26 protein-coding genes are annotated in these 26183 nt (G+C 72.7%); 9 read left to right on the top strand and 17 right to left on the bottom strand.

All coding sequences use genetic code 11. The features are described 5' to 3' along the window. The first annotated feature begins 26 nt into the window (after positions 1–26). The gene (locus K1T35_RS05180; RefSeq protein WP_220259040.1) at positions 27–863 is read left to right on the top strand and encodes an oxidoreductase; all 837 of its coding nucleotides are present in this window, start codon (positions 27–29) and stop codon (positions 861–863) included. Positions 864–965: 102 nt separating this feature from the next. Here K1T35_RS05180 and K1T35_RS49610 read toward each other — a convergent pair whose 3' ends face one another. Beyond that, complete coding sequence (locus K1T35_RS49610) at positions 966–2732, bottom strand: Hsp70 family protein (RefSeq protein WP_220259041.1); 1767 nt, start codon at positions 2730–2732, stop codon at positions 966–968. A 189-nt stretch (positions 2733–2921) separates the two neighbouring features. Here K1T35_RS49610 and K1T35_RS05190 point away from each other — a divergent pair, with 189 nt between their 5' ends. Beyond that, positions 2922–3599, top strand: coding sequence for a hypothetical protein (locus K1T35_RS05190; RefSeq protein WP_220259042.1), 678 nt, complete (start codon positions 2922–2924; stop codon positions 3597–3599). Between the two features lie 195 nt (positions 3600–3794). Further along, on the top strand, positions 3795–6386 hold the full coding sequence (locus K1T35_RS05195; protein WP_220259043.1) for a LuxR family transcriptional regulator: 2592 nt from the start codon (positions 3795–3797) through the stop codon (positions 6384–6386). A 17-nt stretch (positions 6387–6403) separates the two neighbouring features. On the opposite strand, the gene K1T35_RS05200 is transcribed toward K1T35_RS05195, so the two are convergent. From K1T35_RS05200 to K1T35_RS05225, 6 genes are all read right to left on the bottom strand, one after another. Next, positions 6404–7885: a dynamin family protein gene (locus K1T35_RS05200; protein ID WP_220259044.1), complete on the bottom strand. Its 1482-nt coding sequence runs from the start codon at positions 7883–7885 to the stop codon at positions 6404–6406. Next, positions 7882–9687 carry a dynamin family protein gene (locus K1T35_RS05205; RefSeq protein WP_220259045.1) on the bottom strand — a complete coding sequence of 602 codons (1806 nt, stop codon included), beginning with the start codon at positions 9685–9687 and terminating at the stop codon, positions 7882–7884. Before K1T35_RS05205 ends, K1T35_RS05200 begins: the two co-directional genes overlap by 4 nt. 103 nt (positions 9688–9790) lie before the next feature. After that, positions 9791–10825 (bottom strand): hypothetical protein, encoded by a 1035-nt coding sequence (locus K1T35_RS05210; RefSeq protein WP_220259046.1) that lies wholly within the window; start codon positions 10823–10825, stop codon positions 9791–9793. 216 nt (positions 10826–11041) lie between these two features. Continuing rightward, the gene (locus tag K1T35_RS05215; RefSeq protein ID WP_220259047.1) at positions 11042–12247 is read right to left on the bottom strand and encodes an MFS transporter; all 1206 of its coding nucleotides are present in this window, start codon (positions 12245–12247) and stop codon (positions 11042–11044) included. A gap of 78 nt (positions 12248–12325) precedes the next feature. Then, positions 12326–12718 carry a VOC family protein gene (locus tag K1T35_RS05220; RefSeq protein ID WP_304940844.1) on the bottom strand — a complete coding sequence of 131 codons (393 nt, stop codon included), beginning with the start codon at positions 12716–12718 and terminating at the stop codon, positions 12326–12328. Further along, positions 12718–12999, bottom strand: coding sequence for a helix-turn-helix transcriptional regulator (locus K1T35_RS05225; RefSeq protein WP_220259048.1), 282 nt, complete (start codon positions 12997–12999; stop codon positions 12718–12720). Before K1T35_RS05225 ends, K1T35_RS05220 begins: the two co-directional genes overlap by 1 nt. Before the next feature lie 107 nt (positions 13000–13106). On the opposite strand from K1T35_RS05225, the gene K1T35_RS05230 reads away from it, so the two are divergent. Then, positions 13107–13451, top strand: a complete 345-nt coding sequence (locus K1T35_RS05230) for a YciI family protein (protein WP_220259049.1) — start codon at positions 13107–13109, stop codon at positions 13449–13451. Then, entirely contained in the window at positions 13448–14674 is a 1227-nt protein-coding gene (locus K1T35_RS05235) for an RNA polymerase sigma factor (protein WP_220259050.1), read from the top strand. The genes K1T35_RS05230 and K1T35_RS05235 overlap by 4 nt, the downstream gene beginning before the upstream one ends. Positions 14675–14719: 45 nt before the next feature. On the opposite strand, the gene K1T35_RS05240 is transcribed toward K1T35_RS05235, so the two are convergent. Continuing rightward, a complete protein-coding gene (locus K1T35_RS05240) occupies positions 14720–15349 on the bottom strand; it encodes an AAA family ATPase (RefSeq protein ID WP_220259051.1) in 630 nt (209 codons plus the stop codon). 117 nt (positions 15350–15466) lie between these two features. Between K1T35_RS05240 and K1T35_RS05245 the strand changes: the two genes are divergently transcribed. Next, positions 15467–16057 carry a hypothetical protein gene (locus tag K1T35_RS05245; RefSeq protein WP_220259052.1) on the top strand — a complete coding sequence of 197 codons (591 nt, stop codon included), beginning with the start codon at positions 15467–15469 and terminating at the stop codon, positions 16055–16057. A gap of 87 nt (positions 16058–16144) precedes the next feature. Here K1T35_RS05245 and K1T35_RS05250 read toward each other — a convergent pair whose 3' ends face one another. Together K1T35_RS05250 and K1T35_RS05255 are read right to left on the bottom strand one after the other, a co-directional pair. Then, positions 16145–17206, bottom strand: a complete 1062-nt coding sequence (locus K1T35_RS05250; RefSeq protein ID WP_220259053.1) for a 3-deoxy-7-phosphoheptulonate synthase — start codon at positions 17204–17206, stop codon at positions 16145–16147. Between the two features lie 202 nt (positions 17207–17408). Then, complete coding sequence (locus K1T35_RS05255) at positions 17409–18092, bottom strand: DUF2848 domain-containing protein (protein ID WP_220262401.1); 684 nt, start codon at positions 18090–18092, stop codon at positions 17409–17411. 68 nt (positions 18093–18160) lie between these two features. Here K1T35_RS05255 and K1T35_RS05260 point away from each other — a divergent pair, with 68 nt between their 5' ends. Then, on the top strand, positions 18161–19480 hold the full coding sequence (locus tag K1T35_RS05260; RefSeq protein WP_220259054.1) for an MFS transporter: 1320 nt from the start codon (positions 18161–18163) through the stop codon (positions 19478–19480). On the opposite strand, the gene K1T35_RS05265 is transcribed toward K1T35_RS05260, so the two are convergent. Beyond that, positions 19452–20090: a GntR family transcriptional regulator gene (locus tag K1T35_RS05265; RefSeq protein WP_220259055.1), complete on the bottom strand. Its 639-nt coding sequence runs from the start codon at positions 20088–20090 to the stop codon at positions 19452–19454. The two genes, K1T35_RS05260 and K1T35_RS05265, sit on opposite strands and share 29 nt — an antisense overlap. Positions 20091–20119: 29 nt before the next feature. Between K1T35_RS05265 and K1T35_RS05270 the strand changes: the two genes are divergently transcribed. Continuing rightward, the gene (locus K1T35_RS05270) at positions 20120–20908 is read left to right on the top strand and encodes a carbon-nitrogen hydrolase family protein (protein WP_220259056.1); all 789 of its coding nucleotides are present in this window, start codon (positions 20120–20122) and stop codon (positions 20906–20908) included. On the opposite strand, the gene K1T35_RS05275 is transcribed toward K1T35_RS05270, so the two are convergent. Further along, complete coding sequence (locus K1T35_RS05275) at positions 20905–21228, bottom strand: hypothetical protein (RefSeq protein WP_220259057.1); 324 nt, start codon at positions 21226–21228, stop codon at positions 20905–20907. The genes K1T35_RS05270 and K1T35_RS05275 overlap by 4 nt on opposite strands. Before the next feature lie 75 nt (positions 21229–21303). Continuing rightward, a complete protein-coding gene (locus tag K1T35_RS05280) occupies positions 21304–21630 on the bottom strand; it encodes a helix-turn-helix transcriptional regulator (RefSeq protein ID WP_220259058.1) in 327 nt (108 codons plus the stop codon). An 88-nt stretch (positions 21631–21718) separates the two neighbouring features. Here K1T35_RS05280 and K1T35_RS05285 point away from each other — a divergent pair, with 88 nt between their 5' ends. Next, positions 21719–22879 (top strand): MFS transporter, encoded by a 1161-nt coding sequence (locus K1T35_RS05285; protein WP_220259059.1) that lies wholly within the window; start codon positions 21719–21721, stop codon positions 22877–22879. Positions 22880–22882: 3 nt separating this feature from the next. Here the strand turns inward: K1T35_RS05285 and K1T35_RS05290 are convergent, their stop codons facing one another. The 4 genes from K1T35_RS05290 to K1T35_RS05305 all read right to left on the bottom strand — a co-directional run bounded on the left by K1T35_RS05290 (position 22883) and on the right by K1T35_RS05305 (position 26109). After that, positions 22883–23179: a 4a-hydroxytetrahydrobiopterin dehydratase gene (locus K1T35_RS05290; RefSeq protein ID WP_220259060.1), complete on the bottom strand. Its 297-nt coding sequence runs from the start codon at positions 23177–23179 to the stop codon at positions 22883–22885. Positions 23180–23193: 14 nt separating this feature from the next. Further along, complete coding sequence (locus K1T35_RS05295; protein ID WP_255621600.1) at positions 23194–24042, bottom strand: ABC transporter permease subunit; 849 nt, start codon at positions 24040–24042, stop codon at positions 23194–23196. A 73-nt stretch (positions 24043–24115) separates the two neighbouring features. Further along, on the bottom strand, positions 24116–25096 hold the full coding sequence (locus K1T35_RS05300) for an ABC transporter ATP-binding protein (RefSeq protein ID WP_220259061.1): 981 nt from the start codon (positions 25094–25096) through the stop codon (positions 24116–24118). 5 nt (positions 25097–25101) lie between these two features. Next, the gene (locus K1T35_RS05305) at positions 25102–26109 is read right to left on the bottom strand and encodes an outer membrane lipoprotein carrier protein LolA (RefSeq protein ID WP_220259062.1); all 1008 of its coding nucleotides are present in this window, start codon (positions 26107–26109) and stop codon (positions 25102–25104) included. Positions 26110–26183 lie beyond the last annotated feature (74 nt).

The raw sequence follows: 26183 nt of genomic DNA on the forward strand, positions 1-26183 counted from the left end.
TTAGGTGACCGAGAGAGGAGAGACCGATGGTCAAGACCTGGCTCATCACCGGTAGCTCACGCGGATTCGGGTGGGAGCTCGCGGGCGCGGTGCTGGAGCGCGGAGAGAACCTGGTGGCCACCGCGCGGCGGCCGGCCGACCTGGACGGGCTGGTGGCCGAGTACGGCGCCCAGGTGCGAGCAGTGGCGCTCGACGTCACCGACGCCGAGGCCGCCCGTGCCGCCGTGCGCACCGCCGTCGACGAGTTCGGCCGGTTGGACGTGGTGGTGAACAACGCCGGCTACGCCAACAGCGCGCCGATCGAGGAGATGGCCGAGGACGACTTCCGGGCGCAGATCGAAGCCAACCTGTTCGGTGTCGTCAACGTGACCCGGGCGGCCCTGCCCGTGCTGCGTGCACAGCGCTCCGGCCACATCGTCCAGTTCTCGTCGATCGGGGGACGGGTCGGCGGCACCCCCGGGATGGGTGCGTACCAGACCGCGAAGTTCGGCGTCGAGGGCTTCTCCGAGGTGCTTGGCGCCGAGGTCGCGCCGCTCGGCATCAAGGTGATCATCGTCGAGCCAGGGCCCTTCCGCACCGAGTGGAGCACGACGTCGATGGTTCGTGCCGACGTCGGGCCGGACTACGAGAAGACGGTGGGCGAGGTCAACCGCGTGCGCGAGGCCACGGCCGCCGGCTGGCCCGGCGACCCGGCACGAGCCGCGAAGATCATCCTCGACGTCGTGGACATGCCCGACCCACCGCGGCGTCTGCTGCTGGGCGCGACCGCGGTCGATCTCGCCGTGCGTTCCGCCGGCGAGCGCACCGCCGAGGCGCAGCGGTGGGCCGACCTGAGCCGTTCCGCCGACTTCCCGGCGGCGTGACCTCCCCGCCCGCCCGGTACCGCTGACTTCACACACTCAGCCCCCGCTTCACACAAGGCCCGCCTTGTGTGAAGTGGGGGCTGGATGTGTGAAGTCCTACGGCTACGTTGCGGGAGCGTCCTCCGGGTCGCCGCCCGATGGATTGTCGGCCGGCACCTGCTGCCCGCCGAGCTCCTCGCCCGCTTGGCCGTTCGTCGACGGGCCGGTGTTCCCCGTGCCTGTCCCGGTCGAGGGCGGCTGGGTTGGGGGCGGCACGGTGGACGGCGGCTGCGTGGTGGAGGTTGTCGGGGTGGACGTCGGCGGAGTCGTCGTTGTCGTGGTCGGTTGCGGGTCGGGCTTGTCGTTCTCGTCCGGTTGCTCCTGCGGTGCAGGCCGGCCGCCGCCGTTCTGCTGCCGCGGCGCCACCCTGCCCTGGTTCTGTGCCGGTGCCTGGTTGCCACCCTGGTTCTCGACGGCCGCCGGCTCGGGGCTCGGGGCGTCCGTGAGCTGGGGGACCTCCACCGCTGAGGTTGCCGTGCCGCTCGTCGGGGCCGGGTTCGGGTTGTCCGGCCCGTACAGCAGGGCGGCGCCGATCGCGGCCGCGACGAGCAGGCCGCCTGCCCCGAACACCACCGCAGGCCGGCGGGATCCACTGCCAACCGGCATCGGCGGCGAGACGGTCGGCGGCAGGGACGGCACCGGCGGCCGCGGCGGGTCCGCGGCCGGGGGCAGCGGCGTCGTCAGGGCGGCCGGCACCGGTGCGGGCACCGGTGGTGCGTACGGCGGGACCGGCGGGATGTTCGCGGCCGGCCACGACTCCGGGCGCGGTGAGATCGACAGTGCGGCGCCGAGCGCGATCGCGTTCTTCGGGTCGGCGTCCACCGCCACCGGACGGTCGAACGCGGCCGAGACCAGCTGGGCGATCAGCGGGATCCGCGACGATCCGCCCACGAGCAGCACGGCGCTCAGGTCGGACGGCGCCAGGCCCGCCGACGCCACCGCGCGGTGCAGCGCATCGACGCTGTCCTCGAGCTGTGGGCGGATCATCGCCTCGAACTCGCCACGGGTCAGGCGCACCGCGGTCTGCAGCCCCGGCAGCAGGACGGCGATCCGCACCTCGGTGTCGGCCGACAGCGCCTCCTTCGCCTCCTTGCACTCGCGCCGGAGCCGGGACACCGCGCCCACCACCGTCTCGTCGGCCGGGTCGAGCTGGTCGAACGCGCCTCCGATGGCCTCGCGGACGTGGGTGAACACCTCGTCGTCGAAGTCGACGCCGCCGAGCCGGTCGATGCCCTCCGGCCGGCCCAGCAGCGTGAACGTGCCGTTCTTGCGGACCACCGCGGAGTCGAACGTGCCGCCGCCCAGGTCGTACACCGCGATCGTGGACCCGCGCTCCACCCGCTCCGCCGCCGCGTAGCTGAGGGCGGCGGCCTGCGGCTCGGCCAGGAACGTCACGTTCAGCCCGCGCGCGGCCAGCGCGCCGTGCAGCAGATCCTTCTTGTGGGGCCCCCACGAAGCGGGGTGCGTCAGGGCGATCCGCCGGGCCGGGGCGCCCTCGCGCTCGGCCACCCGCTGGACGACCCAGGCCACGAGCATCGCGGCCAGCTCGTGGGCCGGGATGGGCCGGCCGCCGACCACCAGCGGGATCTCGTCGCCCAGCTGCCGCTTGAACTCGCGCACCACGCGGTCCGGATCGGTCGCCGCCCGCCGCTCGGCCGCCTCGCCGACGAGAATGCCGCCGTCGGGCGCGAGGTACAGCACGGACGGCACCTGGACCGAGCGGTCGCCGAGCGACACCATCTCCGGGTCGGCGTGCTGCTGTTCCGTCGCGCGGGATACGGCCGCCGCCGTGTACGTCGTCCCGAGATCGATCCCGAGTTGGTAACTCATGGGTGCCCCCTCGCCCTTTCCGAGGGGAGCCTCCATGGCCGTGTGCCCGCGGTCATCCCCCGGAGGGCAAGTCGCCGTCCGATCCCCTAAACCCCCCAAGCCGGAGGGCCATCGGGGTCCGGTCCTGGCGCGTTCCGACTCCGTCGCATCCCTGATTGCAGGCCGCATCGGACTTCGTAGGGTTACTGCGTGTCTGCTGAGCCGAGCGCCTCCATCTGGGAGGTCACGCGGATGATCCTGGAGAGTCCCGGGACCAGTCCGTCTCTGATCGCGCACGCGCACGGGTTCAGCGCGGTCGAGGTCGCCGAGCTCCTCCCCATCTTCCTCGAGAACCTCCGCACCGACTTCTCCTCCGCCGACGGGCCGGCACCCGCACTCGTGCCACCCGCACCACAGCCCGACGAGACACCCGAGGCGCACGCCGACCGCTACCTGAGCGAGCTCGCCCAGAACCAGCACCTCGACGTCGTCGCCTACGACACGCTCGCGGCCATCGACGGCGACCTGGACGGCGACCTGGACCGCGACGACCTGGACGGCGACGACCTGGACGGCGACGGTCTCGAGGACGCCGACCTCGACGACCTCGGCGAGAGCGGGACGTTCCCGGACAGGCCCGCCGAGACCGCCGGTCTCGACGACCAGGTGGACGACCAGGTAGACGACCAGGTGGACGACCAGGTGGACGACCAGGTGGACGACCAGGTGGACGCCGCCGCCGCGGCCGACCAGCCGAATGGGGACCTCGCCGGCCTCGCGGAGGACGACCCGTTCGCCGCGGCGGCACCCCCGGAAGCCGGCACCCCGGACGACTCGTTCGACGAGGGTCTCCCCGACGACCCCGGCGAACCGTTCGCGATGAGCTAACGCCGCGCGCCCTGCGTCCGAGTTGAACAGTGCGCGCACTGTGTATCAGCGCCCGTTCGGGCGTCTCCTGTACCCGGTCGGCTCGCTACCCTGATCGGGCTTCCCGGCTTCGCAGCGACAGCGTCAGGTACGGCGACGGACGACGGCATCGACACGGGAGGGCATGCCTCGGTGCAGACAAGGGGCCGGACCGTCATGGCCGCGGTGAAGTCCGAGAGCGCTGCCTCCGACAGCGCGCTCGCCGGCGCCCCTGCCGCTCGCCGGCTCTACCGGGAGATCGCGTCCGCGCCCACGACGCCCCGCCACACGGTCGTGGTCGGACCGGGTGGCAGCGGCAAGAGTGTGCTGCTCGGCGTGCTGGGCGAGCTCTACGGCGCCGCGGGAGTCAGCGTCCGGCATGAGGCCCCCGGGCCCGACGAGCCGTTCGAGCCGAACGTCGTCCTCCTCCTCGACGACGCCCACGAGCTCGACGAGGTCGCGCTGCAACGGGTGCGGGCCTGGGCCGCCCAGCCCGAGTCGCAGGTCGTTCTCGCCCACCGGCCGTGGCCCCGCGGCGGACCGCTCGCCTCGATCGTGGTCGCGTTCGGGGCCGGCCGTGGACCGGTCGTGCTGGGGCCGTTCGACCGTCCCGGGGTCGCGGCACGCGCGAACCTGCTCCTCGGCGAGCGGCCAACGGCCGAGCTGGTGGACCTGGTGTTCGAGCAGACCGGGGGATCGCCGGACCTCGTCGACCGGCTGCTCGTCGGGCTGCGCGACGAGCGGGCGCTCGACCGCCTCGGCTCGGCGGGCGAGCCGCCCGCAGCCGTCGTCCGGCAGCTCGGATATGAGATCGACGCGCAGCCGGTTGGCGTCCGCGAGCTGCTGCTGGGCCGCACCGTGGGCGCCCCGCTCGACCCGGAGGTGCTCGGCGCGTTGCTCGACGTGGCCCCCGGCGCGGTGGGGGAGGTGCTCGACCAGGCCGCTGCCACCGGACTGATGACGCCCGACGGCGAGGTCGTGCCGCTGGTGCGGCACGCGCTGCAGCGGGCGGTCCCGGCCGCCCACCGGCTGATGGTGCGGCGCAGGCTTGCCGAGATCCAGCTCGACGCCGGTGGCAGCGTGCTCGTCGCCGCTCGGGGACTGATCGGCAGCGGGGCGACCGGCACCCGGGTCGCCGCGGCGTTCGAGCGGGCGGGCGACGAGGCGCTGCGCGAGTGCCTTCCCGTCGCGGCGGACCTGTACGACGCCGCGGTCGAGGCCGGGGCATCGCCGCTGCCACTCTCGGCACGGCGGGCCGAGGCCGCGCTGTTCGCAGGCGACCTGGACGCGGCGCTGCGGCGCGCCGACCAGGTACTGGCCGAACCGGCTGCTGTGGACGGCGACGCGGCGCGGCGGGCGGTGGCGGTGGCGGCAGCGGTGCTCGCTCACCGCGGGATGCTGAGCCGCGGCGCCGAGCTGTACCGGTGGCTCGCCGCGCAGCCGTTCGGCGGTCCCACGCTGCTCGCGGTGCCCACACTCGTCGGCATCGGGGCGCTCGACGAGGCCGGCGAGGTCATGCACGCGGCGTCGGGCCGGGCGCCCACCGTATTGGCCGGTGCGGAGGCACTGCTCGCCCAGGGGATCCACGACACCGTCGCGGGCCCGCGTACCGCGGCGCTCTCCCAGCTCACGCGCGCGTCCGTGCTGCTGGAGTCGTCCGGGCGGGCGGCGTTGCTGCCGGAGACCCCCTGCGCGCTGGCCGCACTGGTCGCGATCCACTGCGGGGAGCTGGACGTCGCGCAGTCCGTGCTGGGGCAGGCCGTCGCCGCCGAGCTCGGCGGCCCGATCTTCGCGGCCCGCCACCTGCTGCTTCAGGCGCTGGTCGCGATGCACCGCGGCTCGAGTGCGCACGCTCGGGCGCTGCTGCAGTCGGCGTCGGGCGCTGGCCGGCTCGAGCCGAGGGACGAGCTGCTGGCGGCCGCGCTCGAGGTCGGTCTCGCGCGCCGGGCGGGTGATCTCGCCGGGCTACTCGCCGGATGGCGCCGGGCCCGCGAGGCGATCGTCCGGCACCCGGTCGACCTGTACTCGCTGCAACCGCTCGGCGAGCTCGTGGTCGGCGCCGCCCGGCTGAACGAGCAGGGCTGGGTGCAGCCGTACCTCGACGAGGCCGAGGCCCTGCTCGACCGGCTGGGCAACCCGCCGCTGTGGGCGGTCGCGCTGCACTGGTCCGGGTTACAGGCCGCGATCGGTTCCGACGCGGGCACCGTCGCGCAGCGGCACGTGGCCGCGCTGGACGACATGGCCCCCACCAGCCGATACGCCACCGCCGTTGCGGCCGCGGGTCGGGAATGGCTGCGGAGCCTCGCGGGTGACGTCGACGCGGACGCGGTCGAGGCCGCCGCGCGTGGCCTGCACTCGGCCGGCCTCAGCTGGGAGGGCGGCCGGCTCGCCAGCCAGGCCGCGATCCGCTGCCGGGACCGCAAGAGCATGAACGCGTTGCTCGGCTGCGCCAGGGCGTTGCAGGCCGGAGCCGAGCCCGTCTCCAGCTCGGCCCCCACGGACGTCGCGCCCGGCCGGGCCCAGCCCGTACGGCGCGTGAAGGTGCCGGAGCAGGCCACGGAGAGCGCGGCGGGCTCGATCAGTGGCCGGGAGCGGGAGGTGGCGGAGCTCGTCCTGTCCGGCCTCACCTACAAGCAGATCGGCGAGCAGCTGTTCATCTCGGCCAAGACCGTCGAGAACCACGTCGCCCGGATGCGGCAGCGGCTGGGCTCTGGCAGCCGCGGCGAGCTCTTCGCCCACCTCCGCATGCTGGTGGGCGGGGGCAAGTAGCCGCCGTCTTCGGTGCCTCAGCCGAGGCCCGCCAGTATCCCCTCACAGCTGCGCACCACCACGCGAGCCGCATTGGCCATGGCCCGGCTGGCCAGCGGGCTCTCCGCCCGCCGCCGCCACGCCGTCAGCCGCTCCAGCGCAGCCGCGCGCAGCTCGTCCCGGCCTGCGTCGGGTGGGAGGCCGAGTCGCTGGCTGGGAGCGTTGCCGTCGGCGCCGATGAGCCGCTCTGCCTCCTCTGCCTGGTCCTTCGGCGGCCGCAGCACCCGGCCGCGCAGGTCGGACAGCAGCCGCAGCTCGGCGAACTCGTGCGCGCCCGCGAGTATCCGCTCGACCTCGCCGGCGAGCGGGGTGGCGGCGGGCCGGGGTTCGCGGCGCAGCACCAGGTCGAGCGCGATGAGCGCGGAGCGGGCCTTGAGCACGTCCCGGCGCTGGGAGAACTGGCTGGCGAGCACCTCGCGCAGCTCGACGAGCCCGCTGCGCTGCACCAGCTCGGCCGCGAGCGCCGAGGCGTCGGCGACGCCCTGCCGGATGAGGGTGGTGGACAGCCGCAGGCCGAAGAGCCCGAACCGTTCGAGCAGCTTCGCCCTGGTCGCGGTCGGGAGTTCGATGACGTCCTCTGAGCTGACGAAGCGGTCGACGGTCAGCAACAGCGCGTCCAGCCGGTCAGGCGGAAGGGCGGCGAGCTTGGTCAGCGCCGCGTACTCGTCCTGACGCATCGTGCGGCCGGTCACGGCGAGCAGCCCGGCCACGGGGACGACGGTCTGGCAGAAGGCACGCAGCGTCTCGTCGGCGCGGTAGCGCGCGGCGATCAGGCGCGCCGAGCGCAGGGCGTCGACGCGGCCGACGCCGATCTCGTCGGCGCGCGACAGCACCGCGATGGTGTTGACCGGTGCCGCCCGCGCAACGCCCTGGTCGTGGAACGACTCCAGGAACCGCATGTCGGCCGAGTGCAGGTGGCGCATCAGGTACAACACCGCGTCGGCGGCGGACGGCGCGTCCTCAGGGGCGAGGAACCGTTCGCTCCGGGCGGAGACGTCCAGCGAAAGGGAGGCGATGCCGGGCGTGTCGATGAGCGTGGTGGACCGGAGACTCGCCGACGGCCAGGTGACCTCCAGCCGGTCAACGGTTTCCGGCGGCACACCCAGGTCGATGTGCAGGGCGCCTTCATCGCGCGCGATCCGCAGCGGGCGGGGCGTGCCGGCCTGCGGGTACATCGTCACGGCCGGGGCGTGGCCGTCCTGGTACCAGGTCACCACGCGGGTGCACTCGCCGGCGTCGGTCGGCGCGATCTCCTCGCCGACCAGCGCGTTGAGCAGGGTCGACTTGCCGGCTTTCACCTTCCCGGCGATGGCGAGGCGCAGCGGCTCGTCGTAACGGTCGAGGTGGTGGCGCAGCCAGCGGAGGGCGTTCGGGCTGTCCCGGTAGGTCCCGACGGCCTGCTGCAGCACCGTGCGGACCGCGTCCCGCAGCGCGGGGGCCCCGCCCGCTGGCGCCGTCACGACGCCTCCATCAGCGCGCGGGCCCGGTTGGCGAGGCTCGCGACGCGCTCGACCTCCGCCTTCAGATCCCCGATGCGGGTGCCGCGCTCGGACTGCGTGGCCTTCACCGCGCTCTGCGCCGCCGCCACCGACTCGGCCATCGACGTCTGCATCTCCTCGGCGATGGCCGTGAAGTGATCACGCAGGGTGCGGTGGGTGCGGCGCAGCATGTCCTTGGAGTCCTTGCCGACCTGGAACTGCACCTCGTCGATGTGCTTGCGCACGAGCATCTTGGCCTCGGCCTGCCGACGCTGCAGCGCTCTCTTCTTCTCGTCGCGGACCTGCTTGCCGCCGAGAAGCAACGCGCCGCCGAGCGCGGCGAACGGTGCGGCGATCGCCAGGCCAGGGATGAGGCTCAGCGGCATGAAGAACATCAGCCCGCCGCCGTAGCCGCCGCGCAGCCCGCTCAGGGCTTTCTCCCCGAAGCTCATGGGTTGGATGTCGGGGCTTTCGAGCGCCGCCACCCGCGGCGCGGGCCCGGCGGAGGCGGTGGGCAGCTCGGGGAGGCTGACCTGCCCGTCCTCGGCGAACAGCGCGGCCACCCTGCGGGCGAGGGCGCCGGCGCGCTCGTTCGCCCATACGAAGTTGGCCGACGCGGCGACGGTGACCTGGTGCTGGACCCACTTGGCGAGCTGGTCCCACACGTCGGCCGGGTCGGCGTCCTCGGCGAGCGTCTCGGCCTCGCGCATCACGGTCCTGAGCCGGTCGCGCAGGTCGTGATCGATGTCGGCGGAGAGGTCGGCGACGGCGTCGTTGAGGGTGACCTGCCACCGCGCCGTGCGCTCCTTGAGTCGGGTGGCCGCGCCCCTTGCCTTCTCCAGCTGGGCCACCAGCTCGTGGGCCTTCTCCGGGTTCTCCTGCGCGGTGAGCTCCGCCTGCATGGTGGTGGTCAGCAGCGCGCAGACCGAGAGGATGTCCTGGCCGGTGGAGCGGCGGGCGAGCTGCTCGGCCTGGCCGAGCACCCGGTTGCGCAGGTAGGTGACCAGCGCGGGGTAGCCGGACTCCTCGTTGAGAGCTTTGTTCTTGGTGCGCAGCGCGAGCTGGCGCACCGCGGACGAGATCGGGATCAGCTCGGTGGCGACGCCCGCGGCGGCGAGGTGCGCACGGTCGAGGTCGGCGATGCGTCGCCACGCCGGGTAAAGGTCGATCTTGGTGAGCACCGCGACGACGTTGGGGCACATCTGCATCGCGGTCGCGAGGAAGTCGAGCTCCGGCTTCGTGTACTCCTGTGCTGCGTCGGACACCAGCACCACCGCGTCGGCGCCAGCCATCGCCGCCATCGTGGCGGCGCCGTGCGCCGACCCGAGCCCGCCGACGCCCGGCGTGTCGACGAGCACCAGCCCGCCGGCGAGCAGGGCGCGGGGCAGGCCCACCTCGGCATAGGAGATCCGTTGCCGGTTGTCCGGGTTGCCGGACTCGGAGACGTGCCGTGCCAGCTCCCCGACCGGGATCTCGGTCCGCTCCGGCTCCCCACCACCGGCCGACTCCTTGACCAGGGCGGCCGTCGGGGTGGCGGCGTGGCGCACCATCGTGGGCACCGCGGTGGCGACGTCGTCGTCAACGGGACACACGGACGCCGACACCAGCGAGTTGACGAGCAGGCTCTTGCCCTGCTTGAACTCCCCGACGACGAGCACCCGGACACTCGGGTCGGACAACCGTTCCTTCGTTCGGGCCAGTTTCGTCGTGAGGTCGGGTCTTCCGTATGCCTCGGTCGCCTTGCGGGCGACGTCGACGAGCTGGATCGCATCGGACAGCGCCACGTTTCCCCCAAGTGAAGAGCTTGCCGCGACGTGCGACCGACTCAGCACCTCTCAGAGGTGCTGAGTCGGTCTGGTGGGTGCCGGGCGTTACCGGGCGCCGGGATCAGAAGTTGATTTCCTGGTCGCTGCCCGTGTCGACCTCGACGTCCGCGCTCGCGTCGGCGTCGCCGCCGTCGCCACCGGTCGCGCTGCCGCCGAAGCCGCTGCCACCCGAACCGCCGTCGCCGCCGTCACCGGCGTCCGACTCGAACGGGAAGTCGTTGCTGTCGCCGCCGTCGCCCCCGTCGCCACCGTCACCGCCGGTGCCGGCTCCGCCGGTCGCGTTCCCACCGTCGGCGCTGGCCGACCCGCCGGTCGTGTCCCCGACGGTCACCTCGCTGTCGTTGTCCTGCTGCTGGTTGGCCTGCTTGTTGTTGTCGCCGACCGCGACGTTGGTGGCCTGCTGACCGCTGCCGAAGTTGTCGTTGCCGCTGCCGATCGTGGTGGCGGAGCCGCCGACGCTGACAGCGCTACCGTCGGTGGCGTCGATGTCGCCGGTGTTGCCGACGTTGTTGTCGCCGTCCTGCAGCACGTTCTCGTCGCCCGTGGCGGCCTGGTTGTCGTCGCCCTGCTGCAGCACGCCACCCGCACCGATGTCGCCCGTGGCGATGTCCACGTCGTCGAGCTCGCTGTCGTCGATGAGCACGCCGCCCTCGCCGACGTTCTGCTCGCTCTGGTCGATGTCGACGTCGACGTCGCCGCCGGCGAGGATCTGCTGGTTGATCGAGTTGTCCTCGATGTTGTTGATCGTCGTGAACTGCTGGTAGTTGTTCACTTCCTGCGTGAGGTACTGCACGTACTCCTCGGGGCTCGCGTCATACGGCGGCGGCGAGTCGGGCACGTAGACCGGCGCGGAGGCGGCGGCGGTCTGCGTCGCGGCCTGGGAGGCGCCCTGTGCGCCGGACTGAGCCGTGTCCAGGTTGTAGTTGCGGCTGAAGTCGGCCTGGGCGAAGAAGGTGTTCCAGCCCTCGGTCAGCTCCTGCGGCGTGGTGTCGTGCTCGGCGGCGAAGTCCTGGACGTTGCCGTCCGGGTGCTCGAGCAGCCACGTGCGCAGAGCCTCGAGCACTCGGCCCAGCTGGTCAGTCGTTCCTGCGGTCATTGTGATCGTCTCCTCGATCTGTTCCCGATTCGCGCTCCGGCGATGTGAGAAAAGCTATGAGCCGGCAGCCGCATGGACATCGGGGATCGGGCGAGCGCACGACCGGCAGGATTGTGGGGTCGGGACGTCCTTGGGGGATGAGGGATTGGGGGATCGACCGCCCCCCGACCCGGCTCGCCGCGGGCGTGACCGACGCCGGACGGATGCAGCCGGGGGCTATCCGGCTCGACGCGTGGGTGGCATCGGTATCCCACCGGTTCGCGGTCCCATGGACTCACCGACGAGCACGCCTACGGCCACCAGCAGCGCAGCACCCGCAGCGACCGGTGCCACCGCCAGGGCAGCCGCGCTTCCGCCCGCGTCGGCGACGCGACCGGCCACGGCCTGCGCGATCGCCGTGCCGATGGGGCCGCCCGCGCTGACCGCCATCAGTGTCGTGGCCGTGCCGCGGCCACCGGACAGGCGTTCCGCGAGGGCGTAGGCGGAGATCATGTACGGGGCGATGGAGAAGCCGGCGACCGTGATCGCAAGGGGCAGCCACGCGGAGCCCGCCGCCAGAACGGTCGTGCCGAGCAGCAGGCCCAGCGCCGCTCCCGCGTAACGATGGGTGTCGCGGATGCGCGACGGCAGCCACGCGTACGCGATGCCCGCGACCGAGCTCCCGACCGCGAGCAGGGCGTAGAGGAGGCCTGCGCCACCGGGCTCTGCGCGTTCAGCGGCGTAGCTGGTCACGCCGGTCTGCACGGACCCGAACACGGCGCCCAGCGCGGCCGCCGCAAGCGCCATCGCGACGAGCGGACCGTACCGGGGCCGTGCCGCAACGGCAGGTCGGCGAGGCGGCGCCGTGCGGGCGTAGAACAGCGCGAATGGCGTCGCCGCGCCCGCGGAAAGCAGCGCGACCGCGGAGAGCGGCGCGACCGGGCCGATGGCGGCGGTGAGCAGGCCCGCGACGGCCGGCCCGACGACGAACCCGATCTCGTCGGCAACGGTCTCGTAGGACAGGGCGGTCGACACCAGATCGACGCGTCCCCGCGCTCGCAGGAGGCGGGCCCAGTGCACCCGCGCCATCGGACCGACCGCGGGCTGCGTGAGGCCCATGGCGATCGCGGCGGCGACCATCGCAGGCCGCTCGCCCCCGCTCGCGGCGACGAGAGCGCCCGCGCAAACGGCATGGGTGGTGGCGGCGGTCAGTCCGACGGCGCGGGGACCGAACCGGTCGGCCAGCGCGCCGAGGCCGATTCCGCCTGCCGCCGTGGCAATGCTCTGCGCCGCGGTCGCCACTCCGGCGAACGTGTGGCTGCCGGTCGCGGCGTACAGGAGGGTGAGCGTGCCGATCGGCGTGATCGAGTAGTGCAGCCTGGCGACCAGGCCGAGGAGAAGGAAGGGCGGCGGAACGGCACGTGCGAGCTCGCGGTAGGACACCGGGCGTCTCCTGGCATGTCGAGGAGACGCGCCATCCCTTCCGCCTAGCGCGCACCTGTCCCGCGTGCTGGAGCCAGGCTAGCTCTTGAGTTGAGCGATCTGGATGAGGTTTCCGCAGGTGTCGTCGAAGACCGCCGTGACGACGGGCCCCAGGTCCGTCGGCTCCTGCACGAACTTGACGCCCGCGGCGCTCAGGCGCTCGTACTCGGCGTGGGCGTCCTCCACGGCGAACTGCGTGAAGGGGATGCCGTCCGCGACGAGCGCCTCCTTGTACACGCGCGCCGCCGGGTGGCCGGTGGGCTCGAGCAGGAGCTCGACCCCGTCGGGGTGGGCGGGGGAGACGACGGTGAGCCAGCGGGCGTTGCCGGCGGGCACGTCGGTCTTCTTCACGAAGCCGAGCACGCCGGTGTAGAAGTCCAGCGCCTTCGCCTGGTCGTCGACGTAGACGCTCGTGACGTTGATCGTCAGCATCATTGCTCCTGAGGGGTCGGCCAGCGCTCGACGATCGAGCGCAGGGGGGTGGTGTCGAGGTGGTGGAACTTGTAGCGGCCCTCGCGTCGGGTGGTGACCAGCCCGGCCTCCTCGAGCACGGCGAGGTGCTGGGAGATCGCCTGTCGCGACGAGCTGAGCCCGTGCTTCATCGCCAGCCGTCCGCAGATCTCGAACAGCGTCTGGCCGTTCCTGTCGGTGAGCTCGTCGAGGATCGCCCGCCTCGTCGGGTCGGCGAGAGCCTTGAAGAGCGTGTCGTACACGCATCTTTATAGGCAAGCGACGACTTGCCTGTCAAGCTGGTGTCGATTCCGGGCGGTCCCGGTTGTCGGTGTGGTGTCCGACCGAGGAGAGCGAGGAGGGACCCAAGATGCAGTACATGCTGTTGATCTGCGGTTACGAGGGCGACGAGGTGGCGCCGGAGGACCAGACGGGCTACACCATCGAGGACTGGGTGACGGAGATGGACGGTCGCGGCGTGCGGCTGACGGGCAATCGCCTGCGGCCGCGGTCCGACACCACCACCGTGCGCGTCCGGGGCGGCGAGGTGCTGATCTCCGACGGCCCGTTCGCCGAGACCAAGGAGCAGATGTTGGGCTTCGACCTGCTGGAATGCGCCGACCTCGACGAGGCCATCGAGGTGGCGTCCAAGCACCCGAACGCCCGGCACGGCGTGATGGAGATCCGGCCGGTCTGGCCGCTCGAGCAGGAATGACCGGGGTCGAGGCCGCGGTCGCCGATGCGTTCCGCGACGAGTGGGGCCGGGTCGTCGCCACCCTCATCCGGATGACGGGCGACTGGGACCTCGCGGAGGAGTGCGCGCAGGACGCCGTCGCGCAGGCGCTGGCCAGATGGCCGCGCGACGGCGTTCCGCGCAACCCAGGCGCGTGGCTGACCACCACCGCGCGCAACACCGCGCTCAACCGGCTCAAGCGCAGCAAGATCGAGGCGGCGAAGCTGAGGGAGGTGGCGACGATGCCCGTCGGGCCTGACGACCCGGGTGACGAGAGCGCTGTGCAGGACGACCGGCTGCGGCTGATCTTCACCTGCTGCCACCCCGCGCTCCCCCTCGAAGGTCGGGTGGCGCTGACCCTGCGCACGCTCACCGGCCTGACCACACCGGAGATCGCGCGGGCGTTCCTGGTGCCGGAACCGACGATGGCGCAGCGGCTGGTGCGGGCGAAGCGCAAGATCCGCCAGGCCGGGATCCCGTACCGGGTGCCGCCGGATCATCTGCTGCCCGACCGGCTCGTGGGCGTGCTCGGCGTCGTGTACCTGCTCTTCAACGAGGGCTACGCGGCTGCCGTGGGTGGGGATCTGATGCGGCACGATCTGTGTGCCGAGGCGATCCGCCTCGCCCGCCTACTCGCCGCGCTCATGCCGGACGACGCCGAGGTGCTCGGGCTGACGGCGCTGCTGCTCCTGCAGTACTCGCGGCGCGCGGCCCGCCTCGATGCGGACGGCGAACCGGTGACGCTGGAGGACCAGGACCGCAGCCGCTGGAACCGCGACGAGATCGCCGAGGGGCTGGCGTTGCTCGATGCGGCGCTGCGCCGTCGGGAGCCGGGCCCGTACCAGGTGCAGGCTGCGATCGCCGCCTGCCACGCGCGGGCCGAACGCGCCTCCGACACCGACTGGCCGCAGATCGCCGCGCTCTACGGCCGGCTCGCCGAGCTCGTCCCGTCGCCGGTGGTGCGGCTCAACCGGGCCGTCGCGGTGGCGATGGCGGACGGCCCCGCGGCGGGCCTCGCCCTCGTCGAGGAGCTGGGTGACGAGCTGGCCGGCTACCGGCACGTCCCCGCGACCCGCGCCGACCTCCTGCGCAGGCTGGGGCGGCACGCGGAGGCAGCGGAGGCGTACCGGGAGGCGCTGTCGCTGACGGAGTCGGAAGCGGAACGCCGCTTCCTGACCCGCCGCCTCACGGAGGTAGGCGGCTGAGCAGGCACTTCACACACCGTGCCCCGGCTTCACACAGGGCCCGCGCTATGTGAAGCGGGTGCTGGATGTGTGAAGTGCGGTCAGTCGCGGCGCCCGGCCCTCGATCGCGGCCCGGACCCACGCCACGACTCGTCGCCCGACCTCGTCGGGCGTGCGGTCGGAGGTGTCCACCACCGTGACCTGCCACCGCGGATCGCCCGTTGGCAGTTCCGTCCAGCGAGCCCACTGCATCGCCTCCCAGCCCTCACCGGTCAGCACGTGCTGCATGTGCTGAGGATCGCTGGCGTGAGCGCGCATCCAATCGGCGAACGCGACGTGGTTGGGGAGGAGGGCGGGGTCGTCGCCGCGGGCGGTCAGCCGCGCGGTCTGCACGTCCGGGCGGGCGTCGAGCAGGCACGCCGCGATTCCGTCGAGTTCAGGGGCCGATGGCACGGCGAGGAGCTCGCCGACCGCGACCGGGTCGCTGGCGAGCAGGAAGTGCGGGCGGTCGAAGCTCAGTGCGGCGCGTACGGCCGCCTCGGTGGCCTGATTCCGCCATTCGATCGTCGGCACGGCGGGAACCGCCGCCACATCCCGCAGCTCCGCGCAGTGCACGACGTCGCCGAGCTCGGCCTCGACGTAGCGTCGGGCCGTCGACTTCCCGACGCCGCTGGCGCCGGTGAGGAGCAGGAACAAGACACCTCCGAGTTCAGCGGGTTCGTTCGCGATCGTGAACGTTCTTGCCGGTTCGGCGATGTGTCCGCCGAACACCGCGCATTCTCTCGAACTGCCCTGGCTGATCGAGGGGGAGCGTTGGCGCGGCTCAACATCAGGGACGACAAGGGGCGATTTGCCAAGCGACCCGGCGGGGGTGCGTTGCTCGCCATCGTCCTGGCCACGGCGATCGGTGCCGGGGGGACTGCGGGCGTCGCCGGTACGGCGGGCGGCGCGGGTGGCACCACGGCGAGCGCGAGCAGCGCCCGTGCCAGCAGCCAGGCTCGGCGACAGGACGCGAACGCCGCCCGCGCGCGCCTGCTCAGGCAGGGGTTGCGGATCGAGCAGCACTTCGACGGCACGGACGACTGCGTCGCCCACTCCTACGGGAAGGTGCGGGAGTTCTTCCAGCGGCAGCCCTGCATGGCGCTGCACCGCGCGTGGTTCGAGGTGCGCGACGGGCGGCGTGGAGTCGTGCTGGTCGCCGTCTCGTGGGTCGAGATGCCGGACACCGGTAGTGCTCAGGAGTTCCACGAGCTGGTCGACACGCACGGCACCGGAAACGTCACAGAGCTGTCCCGAGAACAGGGCCGGTACCGGCGCGTGCGGTTCACGGGTCAGCACTACGTGTCCCGCCGCGACGGCACCATGGTGGTGAACGCCCAGGCCGAGCCGATCGGGCGTGCCTGAAGGCGCACTCCACACATCCAGCACCCACTTCACACAGGGCCCGCCCTATGTGGAGTGGGTGCTGGATGTGTGAAGTGGCAGCTGCGTTCAGCCTCGCCGCGTGGCCACCGCGGCCGCCAGCTGGTCGAGCAGCGCCGCCGTCGTGTCCCAGTCCATGCACGCATCCGTGATGCTCTGGCCCCTCGTCATCTCCGGGCCCAGGTCCTGTCGCCCGGCCACGAGGAAGCTCTCCATCATCACGCCCGCGATGCCCTTCTCCCCGGCGCCGATCCGCCCGGCGAGCTCCTGCACGACGCCCGCCTGCCGGACGTGGTCCTTGCCGCTGTTGCCGTGGCTCGCGTCCACGATCACCCGCGCCGGCAGCCCGCCGCCGCTGAGCCGGTCCAGCGCGCCGGCCACGGAGGCGGTGTCGTGGTTGGGGCCGCTGGTGCTGCCGCGGAGGATGACGTGGCAGTCCGGGTTGCCGGCCGTGGTGATCAGGGCGGCGAGGCCGTCGGGGTTGATCCCCATGAACACGTGGCTCGCCGCGGCAGCGCGGACGCCGTCGATCGCGACCTGCACGTCACCGTCGGTCGGGTTCTTGATCCCGACCGGCATCGAGAGGGCGCTGCAGAGCTGGCGGTGCACCTGGCTCGCGGCCGTGCGAGCGCCGATCGCGCCCCAGCTCACGACGTCGGCGAGGAACTGCGGGGTGATCGGGTCGAGGAACTCGCAGCCGACCGGCAGGCCGAGCGCCGAGACGTCCAGCAGCAGCCGGCGCGCGGTGCGCAAGCCTTTGTTGACGTCGTACGTCCCGTCCAGGCCGGGGTCGTTGATCAGGCCCTTCCAGCCCACGGTCGAGCGCGGCTTCTCGAAGTACGCGCGCATGACGACGCGCAGCTCGCCCGCCACGCGCTCGGTGTGTGCAGCCAGCCGGTGGGCGTAGTCCATCGCGGCATCGGGGTCGTGGATGGAGCACGGGCCGACGACCACGATCAGCCGGTCGTCCCGGCCGTCGAGGATGTCGACGACCTCGGCTCTTGCCCGTGTGACCGTTTCCGCCACGGCGGCGTCGACGGGGAGCTCATGGCGCAGTAGGGACGGGGACAGCAGCGGACTGATCCGGGTGGTGCGGTGCTCGTCAAGTGCGGGGACGGCGGTGAGGGTCATGACGGCGCTCTCTGCTTCAGGCGAGCCGCGCCCGTCGAGAAACCCGCCGAGCCGGCTCGAGATCCGGCTCGGGGTGGAAGGTCAGCGCGGCGGTTCGCCCGCCGACCCATCCCGGGCCGGTCGGATAAACCAGTAGTACCGCTGCACGGGCACGACTCTAGCCGACGTCACCGCCACACGACCGCGGGTCCTCGGTTTCCATTCAGCCGACGGGCTCGGGCATGCGCTGCACGCCGTACGCCAGGTCGAGGGTGCGTCCGGCCACCGGGTCGGCGAGCTCGACGTGCCACCGGTCGGCGAACTGGTCGACGTCCGGCAGCATCGCGATCGTCCCCGAGAGCAGCACCGTGCCGGGTACGAGTAGTTGCGGGATCTCGTCGAGCCAGTAGCGCGGGGGGAGCAGCGCGGCGACCGGGGCGTCCTGGATCAGCTGCTCGGTGCCGCCGTCGTGCGTCACCCACGCGCGCAGGCGCAGCTCGTCGATGTGGTCTTCGACGTCCGCGAGCCGCCAGGCGCCTGCGCCCAGCACGTCGAGTCCCGCGTTCTTGCTCCACGCGACGCCGTGCACCTCGAGCGCGCGGTCGGTGTGGTCGCAGGCGACCGTGAGCAGGAGGTCGTCCGGGCCCGCGACGACGAGCGCCCATTCGGCCTCGCCGGACGTGCGGCCGTGCTGCACCGGGACGGTGTCGGCCTGGGCGGCGAGGTAGGGCGCGACCGGGTACAGGGCCGGTGTCACGGCGGGTGCGGGGACGCCCAGCTCCGCGAGCTCCGCCACGTGCGCGGCGACCTCCTGCTGCTCGCGGCCCGCGTACCCGGCGTTGAGCAGGCGCGTGACGGTGACGGGGACGGATGTCCCGTCCGGCAGGTCGAAGGCGAGCTCGGACATCCAGGACTTGCGCATGCCGCTTGTATACATGAAGTATGACGCGATCCTCCACCTGACAGGAGGAGCGCATGCCCCCGGAGATCGACCGGCGCTCGCTGGTCAAAGCCTTCACCGCGAGCCTCACCGGCACGTCGCTCGAGTGGTACGACTTCGCGGTCTACTCCGCGGCCGCCGCGTTGGTCTTCCCGCAGCTGTTCTTCCCCGGCTCCGACCCGCTGACCGGCACCCTGCTCGCCTTCTCGACCTACGCCGTCGGCTACGTCTCGCGCCCGCTGGGTGGGTTCGTGTTCGGGCGCCTCGGCGACGTCATCGGGCGCAAGCAGGTGCTCGTCGTGACGTTGCTGCTGATCGGGGTCGCGACCTTCCTGATCGGCCTCCTGCCGACCTACGGCACGATCGGCGTGGCCGCCCCGATCATCCTGGTGCTTCTGCGGTTCGCGCAGGGCGTCGGCGTCGGCGGTGAGTGGGGCGGCGCGGTGCTGCTGTCCAGCGAGTTCGGTGACCCGCGCAAGCGGGGGTTCTGGTCGTCGGCGGCCCAGGTCGGCCCGCCCGCGGGCAACCTGCTCTCCAACGGGGTGCTTGCGCTGCTGTCCGCGGTGCTGACGGACGAGGCGTTCCTCGGATGGGGCTGGCGCCTCGCGTTCCTGCTGTCGGCGGTGCTGGTGGCGTTCGGGCTCTGGATCCGGCTGCGGCTGGAGGACACGCCGGTCTTCCGCGCCATCAAGGAGCGCGGCGAGCAGCCGGCAGCACCGATCGGTGACGTGTTCCGCACGCAGGGCCGCGGCCTGCTCGCAGGCGTGCTCAGCCGGATCGGCCCGGACGTCACCTACGCGCTGTTCACGGTCTTCGTGATCACGTACGCCACCACGGTGGTCGGCATGACGCGCGGCCAGGTGCTCGCCGCGATCCTCATCGGGTCGGCGTGCCAGCTCGGCCTGATCCCACTGGCGGGGGCCGTGTCCGATCGCGTGAACCGGCGCGCGGTGTACGGCGCCGCGGCCGCGGGCGCCGCGATCTGGCCGTTCGTGTTCTTCCCGGCGATCGGGAGCGGATCGACGCTGGTCCTGATCGTCGGTGTCGTGGTGGGGCTCGCGCTGCACTCGTTCATGTACGGGCCGCAGGCCGCCTTCATCACCGAGCAGTTCAGCCCTCGCCTGCGCTACACGGGCAGCTCGCTCGCCTACACGATCGCGGGCGTGTTCGGCGGCGCGGTCGCCCCGCTGGCGTTCACGGCGCTGCTGAGCGCGTGGGGCACGTGGGTGCCGGTGGCGCTCTACGTGCTCGTGGCGTCGCTTCTCACGCTGGGCGGGCTGGCGCTGGGCCGCGAACCCGACCCGGCGGAGGACGAAACATATCTCGTCACGCTTGGAGGAACAGCTGCTGCGTGATCCGCAGGTGCTCGGAGATCGCCGCGTGCGCGGCCGCCTCGTCGCCGGACTCCAGCGCGTCGACGATGCGGCCGTGCTCCGCGCAGACCGCCCGCTGTCGGTCCATGGCCCGGAAGAGCGCGGCGACCCCGACCCGGACCTGCCGCGTCCGCAGGCCTGCGTAGGTGCGGGCGATGAGCTCGTTGCCGGCCGCGTCGACGAGCGACTGGTGGAACCGGCGGTCCCACTCGATGAACTCGTGCGCGTCGCACGGCTCGGCGGTCAGCAGGTGCTCCTGCTCGGCGAGCGCGGCCCGCATGGTCTCGAGTGGGACCGAGTGCTGCGCGAGCGTCACGGACGCCGCATGCTGTTCGAGCAGCGTTCGCAGCTCCATCAGCTCGCGGATCTGCCGACCGGACAGCGGGGGGACGTAGGCTCCCCGCTTGGGCACCATCTCGACCAGGCCTTCGGCGACGAGCAGGAGCAGTGCCTCCCGCACGGGGGTGCGGGACACGCCGATGTCCTGGGCGAGGTCGACCTCGTTGAGGAAGGTTCCTTGCACCGCAGGATCGACCAGCACCGTCTCCCGCAGGTGGCGGTACGCGCGCTCACGGCCGGAGACCTGCTGCATGCAACAGGTATACATTAACTGGAGGTTTCGTGCGGATCGCCCTCGCTCAGATAGCCGCAACGGCCGACCCGGCCGAGAACCTCGATCTCGTCGCCGACGGGGCGCAGCGGGCCGCGGCAGCCGAAGCTGACATCGTCGTCTTCCCCGAGGCCACCATGTGCGCCTTCGGCCATCCGCTCGGCCCGATCGCCGAGCCGCTCTCCGGCCCGTGGGCGCAGCAGGTGCGCGAGATCGCCACCGGCGCGGGGCTCACCGTCGTCGTCGGGATGTTCACGCCGGCCGCCGACGGGCGCGTGTACAACACGCTGCTCGCCACCGGCGGGGGTGTCGAGGCGAGCTACGACAAGATCCACCTCTTCGACGCGTTCGGGTTCGCCGAGTCGCGCACGGTCGCGGCCGGCACCAAGCCGGTGACCACGGTCGTCGGCGGCGTCACCGTCGGGCTCGCAACCTGCTACGACCTGCGGTTCCCCGGGCTGTTCCAGACCCTTGCCGGCAGCGGGGCCACCGTCGTCGTGGTGCCGGCGTCGTGGGGCGCTGGGCCGGGCAAGCGTGAGCAGTGGGACCTGCTGGTGCGGGCCAGGGCCCTGGACAGCACTGCCTTCGTGGCCGCGTGCGACCAGGCCGACCCCACCAGCGTGGGCCGGGAGGCGGGCAACGCGCCCACCGGCATCGGAGCGAGCGCCGTTGCCGGGCCGCTGGGAGGCGTGGTCGAGCAGTTGGGCGCCGAACCGGGCCTGCTGGTCGCGGACCTCGATCTCGACGCGGTCGAACGTGCCCGCGCCGCGGTCCCTGTGCTCGCGAACCGGAGGTTCTAGACGGGCAGCCGTTTCCGCAGTCGGCTGCTTCGGTCGCGCAGCGCGACCTCACCCCGGTGGATGCTCTGCTCGAGCTTGGTGCTGCCGGGCATCAGAAGGCGCGCCGCCTGGCCGTACATCCCGAGGGCGATCGCGCCGAGCGGGATTCCCAGCGGCAGCAGGAGGACGGTCACGCAGAGCACCGCCGCGACGATCAGCAGGACCGTAGCCAGCAGGGACAGGACAAGCGCCAGTACCCCGCGCAGCACGCCGGAGACCAGTCCGACCACGGTGCCGAGCAGCCCCGATACCAATCCGGTCAGGCCGCCTACCAGCCCCATCACGACCACCTCGTCCCGTCGAGGAGATAGTGGAGGCGGGTCGACTACCCGGATTCGCACTCCCCTAAACGGCCGCTAGTGGGGTGCCCCGAGGATGCCGTCCAGCAGACCCGGGTAGAGCGCGTCCAGGTCGTCGCGGCGCAGGCAGGCGATCCGGCGGGTGCCCTCGGCGCGCATGCTGATCACCCCGGCCTCGCGCAGGATCCGGAGGTGGTGGGTGCGCGTCGACTTGGTGACCGGTAGCGGGATCATGCCGCACGCCACGCCCCCCATCGGGGTCTTCGCGAGCTCCCGCACGTACAACAGGCGGACCGGATCGCCGAGCGCGGCCAGTACCTGCTCGATCCGGATCTCCTCGCGGGCCGGCTGCGGGAGCTCGGCCTGCCGCTCGACGGTGGGCATGGCGTCAATAGTACGACGGGTATCGAAGTTCGACCACCGTCGTAGTACGGTGACCGTCGTACTTGTTCCCGTTGGGGAAGGCCCATCGATGTCCGCACGCACCTACCTGCTCGCCGCCGGCGCGTTCGCGGTCGGCACGAGCGCCTACGTGGTCTCGGGCGTGCTGCCCGCGGTCAGCGCCGAGCTGGACGTCTCCGTCACCGCCGCCGGACAGCTGACCACCGCATTCGCGCTCGCCTACGCGGTGAGCGCCCCGTTTCTCGCCACGGTGACCGCGCGCTGGGAGCGCAGGCGGCTGCTGCTGGCCGCGCTGCTCGTCGCGGCGCTGGGCAACGCGATCTCCGCGGTCGCCACGACCTACCCGCTGCTGCTCGGCGGGCGCATCATCGCGGCGCTCGGGGCGGCCGCGTACACGCCGGCGGCCACCCTCTTCGCCACGGCGCTGCGCCCGCCGGCCGAACGGGGCCGGGCCGTCGCCATCGTCTTCGGCGGGCTGACCGTCGCGCTCGCGCTCGGGGTGCCGATCGGATCTCTGCTCGCCGGGAGCGTCGGCTACCGCGGCGTGTTCGCAGTGGTCGCGGCCGTCAGCCTGGTCACGGCGCTGGCCGTGCGCCCGCAGTTGCCGTTGATGGCAGGCTCACCCGCCGTCGCGCTGCGCGAGCGGTTCGCCGTGGCGGCCGACCGCCGCGTGCTCACGCTGCTGGCGATCACCGTGCTCGGCGTCGTCGCCACGATGAGTGTCTACATCTACGTCGTGCCGCTGCTGACCGTCACCACCGGGCTCGCCGGCTCGACGATCGGCGGGCTGCTGCTCGCCTACGGGCTCGGCGCGATCGTCGGCAACGCGTGGGGCGGCCGGGCCACCGACCGCTTCGGCAGCGTCCCGACGCTCTTCGCCACGATCGCCGGCTTCGTCATCATGATCGCCACGCTGCCGCTGACGGCGACGACCGCGGTGGGCGCGGCGGTGGCCCTTTTCGTGTGGAGCGTGTTCACCTGGTCGTTCAACCCGCCGGTGCAGAGTCTGCTTCTGGAGCTGGCCCCGGCAGGCGGCATGGTCCTGTCGCTCAACGCCTCGGCGATCTACCTCGGCATGGGCCTCGCCGGGGTGCTCGGCGGCGCCGTGATCGGCACCGTCGGGGTGCTCGCCCTCCCGGGGGTGGGCGCGGCGCTGGGCCTGGTGGTCGTCGGGCTGATGCTCTCGCTGCGGGCAGGCGCCCGTCGCGAGCCCGCGCTCGCGGCCGACTGAACCTCAGGCGTTGGCCGCGTCGATCTCCTGCGAGATCGTCGCGGCCAACGCTACGTCCAGCTCGGTGACACCGCCCGCCGAGTGGGTGGAGCAGCGGAACGTGAGCGTGCGCCAACGGATGTCGATGTCGGGGTGGTGGTCGCGCTCCTCCGCGGTCGCGGCGACCCGGTCCACCACCGCGATCGCCACGGGGAACGACGGCAGCTCCGCTGTGCGCACGAGGGCTTCGTCCTCGCGCTGCCAGCCGGGGAGGTCCCCGAGAGCGGCCGCGATCTCGGCGTCTTCCAGCAACCTGGGCATGACGCCATCTTGCGCTAGGCGTCGCGGCGGAGCATCCGGAACACGGTGAGGCCCGCCCCCACCGCCAGGTAGCAGACGGCGCGCAGGGTGCTCGACAGCAGCCCGTCGGTGGGCATCGGGTCGCGAAGTACGTCGGCGCTCGCGGTCCAGCCGGTGGTGAGCAGGTAGGGCTGCAGCCACTCCAGCGCGGGAATGGCGGACAGCACCCCGAACACGATCAACCCGCCGAGTACCGAGGCGATCACCACCGACGGGTGCTCGGTGAGCGCCGAGACGGCGAGTGCCACCGCGCCGACCGCGGCCAGCTGGCCGATCGTCCAGGCCACGACCAGCGCGATCCGCCCGAGCGCGTCGCTCAGACCGAGGGTGGTGCCCGAGAGCGTGACGAGCTGGCCCTCGGGGCGGCCAACGACCACCATCCCCGCGACGACGCCCACCACCGCGAGCGCCAGCACGGCGAGGGTCGCGACCACGAGCACGCCGAACGCCTTCATGCCCACCAGCCGCAGCCGCCCGACCGGTGCGAGCAGGAGCCCGCGCAGGGTGCCCTGCGCGGCCTCGCCCGCGATCGCGTCCGCCGCCACCATCGCGACGGCCAGCGGCAGCAGCAGCGCGAGGGACACCGTGATCGCGACGACCGGCAGCATCAGCCCGTTGCCCGTGACGGCGCCGATCAGGCCTTGACCGGTGCCGTCGGCCACCGCCACCCCGATCGAGATCAGCACGGGGACGAGTGCGAACACGCCGAGCATCACGAGCGTCCTGGGGCGGCGCAGCACCCAGCCCACCTCCGCGCCGAGCAGCCGGCCCACCGAGACGCCGCGCGGCGTGTCGACGCTCGGGAGCGTGGCGGTGGCCGTCACGGGGACTCCTCGCCGGCGCTCGTCGGCGCCATGCCGGGCCGTGCTGTGCTCAATGGCGACCTCGCGGGCTCGGTCATGACGGCTCCTCGGTGAGTCGGGCGAAGAGCTCTTCCAGGTTGGTGCGGCTGCGGCGGGCCTCGTGCACGGCGACGCCCGCGCGCACGAGCAGCGCGATCAGCTCGGGTGCCGGCGGGCCGTCGTCGCCCACGACAACGGCCTGCTCCTCCGAGCTGGTGCGCTCGGCCCGGTAGGCCGTGGCGCCCGCGCCGCGCAGCGTGCGCAGCGCCATGTCGATGTCAGGGGTGGCGATGACGAGCCCGGTGGTCCCCGCCGCGAGCAGGGTGCGAAGCTCGCCCGCCGCGACGAGCGAGCCCGCCTGGAGGACGGCGACGTGCGTGCAGGTGGCCTCGACCTCGGCGAGCAGGTGCGAGGACACGATGACGGTGGTGCCCGCGGCGTGCAGCTCGGCGATGATCCGCCGCACGTCGCGGGTGCCTGCCGGGTCGAGCCCGTTGGTCGGCTCGTCGAGCACGACCAGCCTGCGCGGCAGCAGCAGCACCGCCGCGAGGCCAAGACGCTGCTTCATGCCGAGCGAGTAGCCCCGGTAACGGCGGTCGGCGGCGTCGGACAGCCCGACGCGCTTCAGTGCCACGTCAACCGCGCCCGCGATCTCGCGCCGGCCGAGCAGCGGCTCCATGGTCGCCACCCGGCGCAGGTTCTCCCGCCCGCTCATGAACGGGTGGAAGCCGGGGCCCTCGACGAGCGCGCCGACGTGGGGGAGCGCGCGGTCGATGCCGTCGGGCACCGGCTGCCCGAGTAGTTCGGCCGAGCCCGAGGTGGGCCGGGTGAGGCCCAGCAGCATCCGGATCAGCGTGGTCTTGCCGGAACCGTTCGGGCCGAGCATCCCGAGCACGGAGCCCGCGGGGACGTCGAGGTCGATGCCGTCCACCGCGACGGTGCGGCCGAACTCCTTGCGCAACCCGATCGCCCGCGCGGCGATCGCCGCTACGGGAGCGGCGCCCGCCGGAGCGGGCGCCGCGTCCACAGATGGCATGGCCGTCACCGGGCCAGCGCCTCGGTGAGCACCTGCTCGGGCACGGCTCCGGCGGCGATCCGGCCGTCGTCGGTGACGATCACGCTCGCCACGGCGCTCGTGATCAGCCTCCCGCTGCCCCATGGTCCGTTGATCGGCCGGCCCAGCTCGGCGAGATCGGGGAGGCGTTCGGGGTGCTCGGCGTCCGGTCCCGGGGCGGCGGCCACGAGGACAGTGTCCCAGCCGTCTCCCACCATCGCCGGTTCGGCGTGCCCTTCGGGCCGCCGAGCGTCCTCCACGGTGGCCCCTGGCGGAGGCGTGAACCGGAACAGCTCCGGATCCTGGGGGCCGAACGAGATATCGGTGAACCCGATCTGCAGTGCGGGATCGGCTGATCCCGTGGCGAGCACGGTGAGCCGCAGCGGCATCCGGTGCTCGGCGTCGACGGCCACCCGGACCTCCCGCAGGAGCGTGCGCTCCGACGAGGCAGGCGCGAGGACCAGGTCGTAGGCCGGGCGGCCCGCGACCTCCGACGTGCCGTCCACGCTGGTGACGCTCGTGGGCCGCAGCCTGGCGAGTGCCTCGGCCGCCATGGCGCCCGGGTCGGCGTTCGCCGCGTCGCGCTCGTGCTCACCCTGGGGGATCCGCCGCACGGTGCGGTCCTCCGAGTTCCACGACCAGAACGTCTCGCCGTCCGACACGAGCGTGCGTTCACCCGTCTCGGTGGGAAGCTGGGCGCGGCCGCGGCGATCGCCGTCCGACCAGATGCGCCCCGCGCTCGTGCCGTTCGCCGCCTGCGGCAGGCCGGGCAACGCCGGCAGCCCGAGCCCGTTCTCCAGCTCGATGGCGCCCGCGAGCGGCTGCGGATCACGCGCCAACACCGACCGGACCAGCTCCTCAGGGTCGACGGGCGGGAGCGCGGGCTGCGCGCCCGCACCCGCCGGAACCGCCAGCAGGCCCAGCCCCACCGCGCCCGCCACCGCGATGCCGGCGGCGGCCGTGCGTCCCAACCTGTTGCTGCGCGCGGTGGCCATGGGGCATAGCGTGACGGACGCGCGCTGAGAGTGTTCTGAGGTGTGCGGATAGAGCTACGGGTAGCGTCCGCCGA

This window comes from Pseudonocardia sp. DSM 110487 (genome assembly GCF_019468565.1).
In the GTDB taxonomy this organism is placed as follows: Bacteria; Actinomycetota; Actinomycetes; order Mycobacteriales; family Pseudonocardiaceae; genus Pseudonocardia.

Coding starts and splice junctions, on each gene's coding strand:
- K1T35_RS05180 (WP_220259040.1), top strand. CDS start 27: ATGGTCAAGACCTGGCTCATCACCGGTAGCTCACGCGGATTCGGGTGG.
- K1T35_RS49610 (WP_220259041.1), bottom strand. CDS start 2,732: ATGAGTTACCAACTCGGGATCGATCTCGGGACGACGTACACGGCGGCG.
- K1T35_RS05195 (WP_220259043.1), top strand. CDS start 3,795: ATGGCCGCGGTGAAGTCCGAGAGCGCTGCCTCCGACAGCGCGCTCGCC.
- K1T35_RS05210 (WP_220259046.1), bottom strand. CDS start 10,825: ATGACCGCAGGAACGACTGACCAGCTGGGCCGAGTGCTCGAGGCTCTG.
- K1T35_RS05220 (WP_304940844.1), bottom strand. CDS start 12,718: ATGCTGACGATCAACGTCACGAGCGTCTACGTCGACGACCAGGCGAAG.
- K1T35_RS05230 (WP_220259049.1), top strand. CDS start 13,107: ATGCAGTACATGCTGTTGATCTGCGGTTACGAGGGCGACGAGGTGGCG.
- K1T35_RS05235 (WP_220259050.1), top strand. CDS start 13,448: ATGACCGGGGTCGAGGCCGCGGTCGCCGATGCGTTCCGCGACGAGTGG.
- K1T35_RS05250 (WP_220259053.1), bottom strand. CDS start 17,206: ATGACCCTCACCGCCGTCCCCGCACTTGACGAGCACCGCACCACCCGG.
- K1T35_RS05255 (WP_220262401.1), bottom strand. CDS start 18,092: ATGTCCGAGCTCGCCTTCGACCTGCCGGACGGGACATCCGTCCCCGTC.
- K1T35_RS05260 (WP_220259054.1), top strand. CDS start 18,161: ATGCCCCCGGAGATCGACCGGCGCTCGCTGGTCAAAGCCTTCACCGCG.
- K1T35_RS05265 (WP_220259055.1), bottom strand. CDS start 20,090: ATGCAGCAGGTCTCCGGCCGTGAGCGCGCGTACCGCCACCTGCGGGAG.
- K1T35_RS05275 (WP_220259057.1), bottom strand. CDS start 21,228: ATGGGGCTGGTAGGCGGCCTGACCGGATTGGTATCGGGGCTGCTCGGC.
- K1T35_RS05280 (WP_220259058.1), bottom strand. CDS start 21,630: ATGCCCACCGTCGAGCGGCAGGCCGAGCTCCCGCAGCCGGCCCGCGAG.
- K1T35_RS05285 (WP_220259059.1), top strand. CDS start 21,719: ATGTCCGCACGCACCTACCTGCTCGCCGCCGGCGCGTTCGCGGTCGGC.
- K1T35_RS05290 (WP_220259060.1), bottom strand. CDS start 23,179: ATGCCCAGGTTGCTGGAAGACGCCGAGATCGCGGCCGCTCTCGGGGAC.
- K1T35_RS05300 (WP_220259061.1), bottom strand. CDS start 25,096: ATGCCATCTGTGGACGCGGCGCCCGCTCCGGCGGGCGCCGCTCCCGTA.
- K1T35_RS05305 (WP_220259062.1), bottom strand. CDS start 26,109: ATGGCCACCGCGCGCAGCAACAGGTTGGGACGCACGGCCGCCGCCGGC.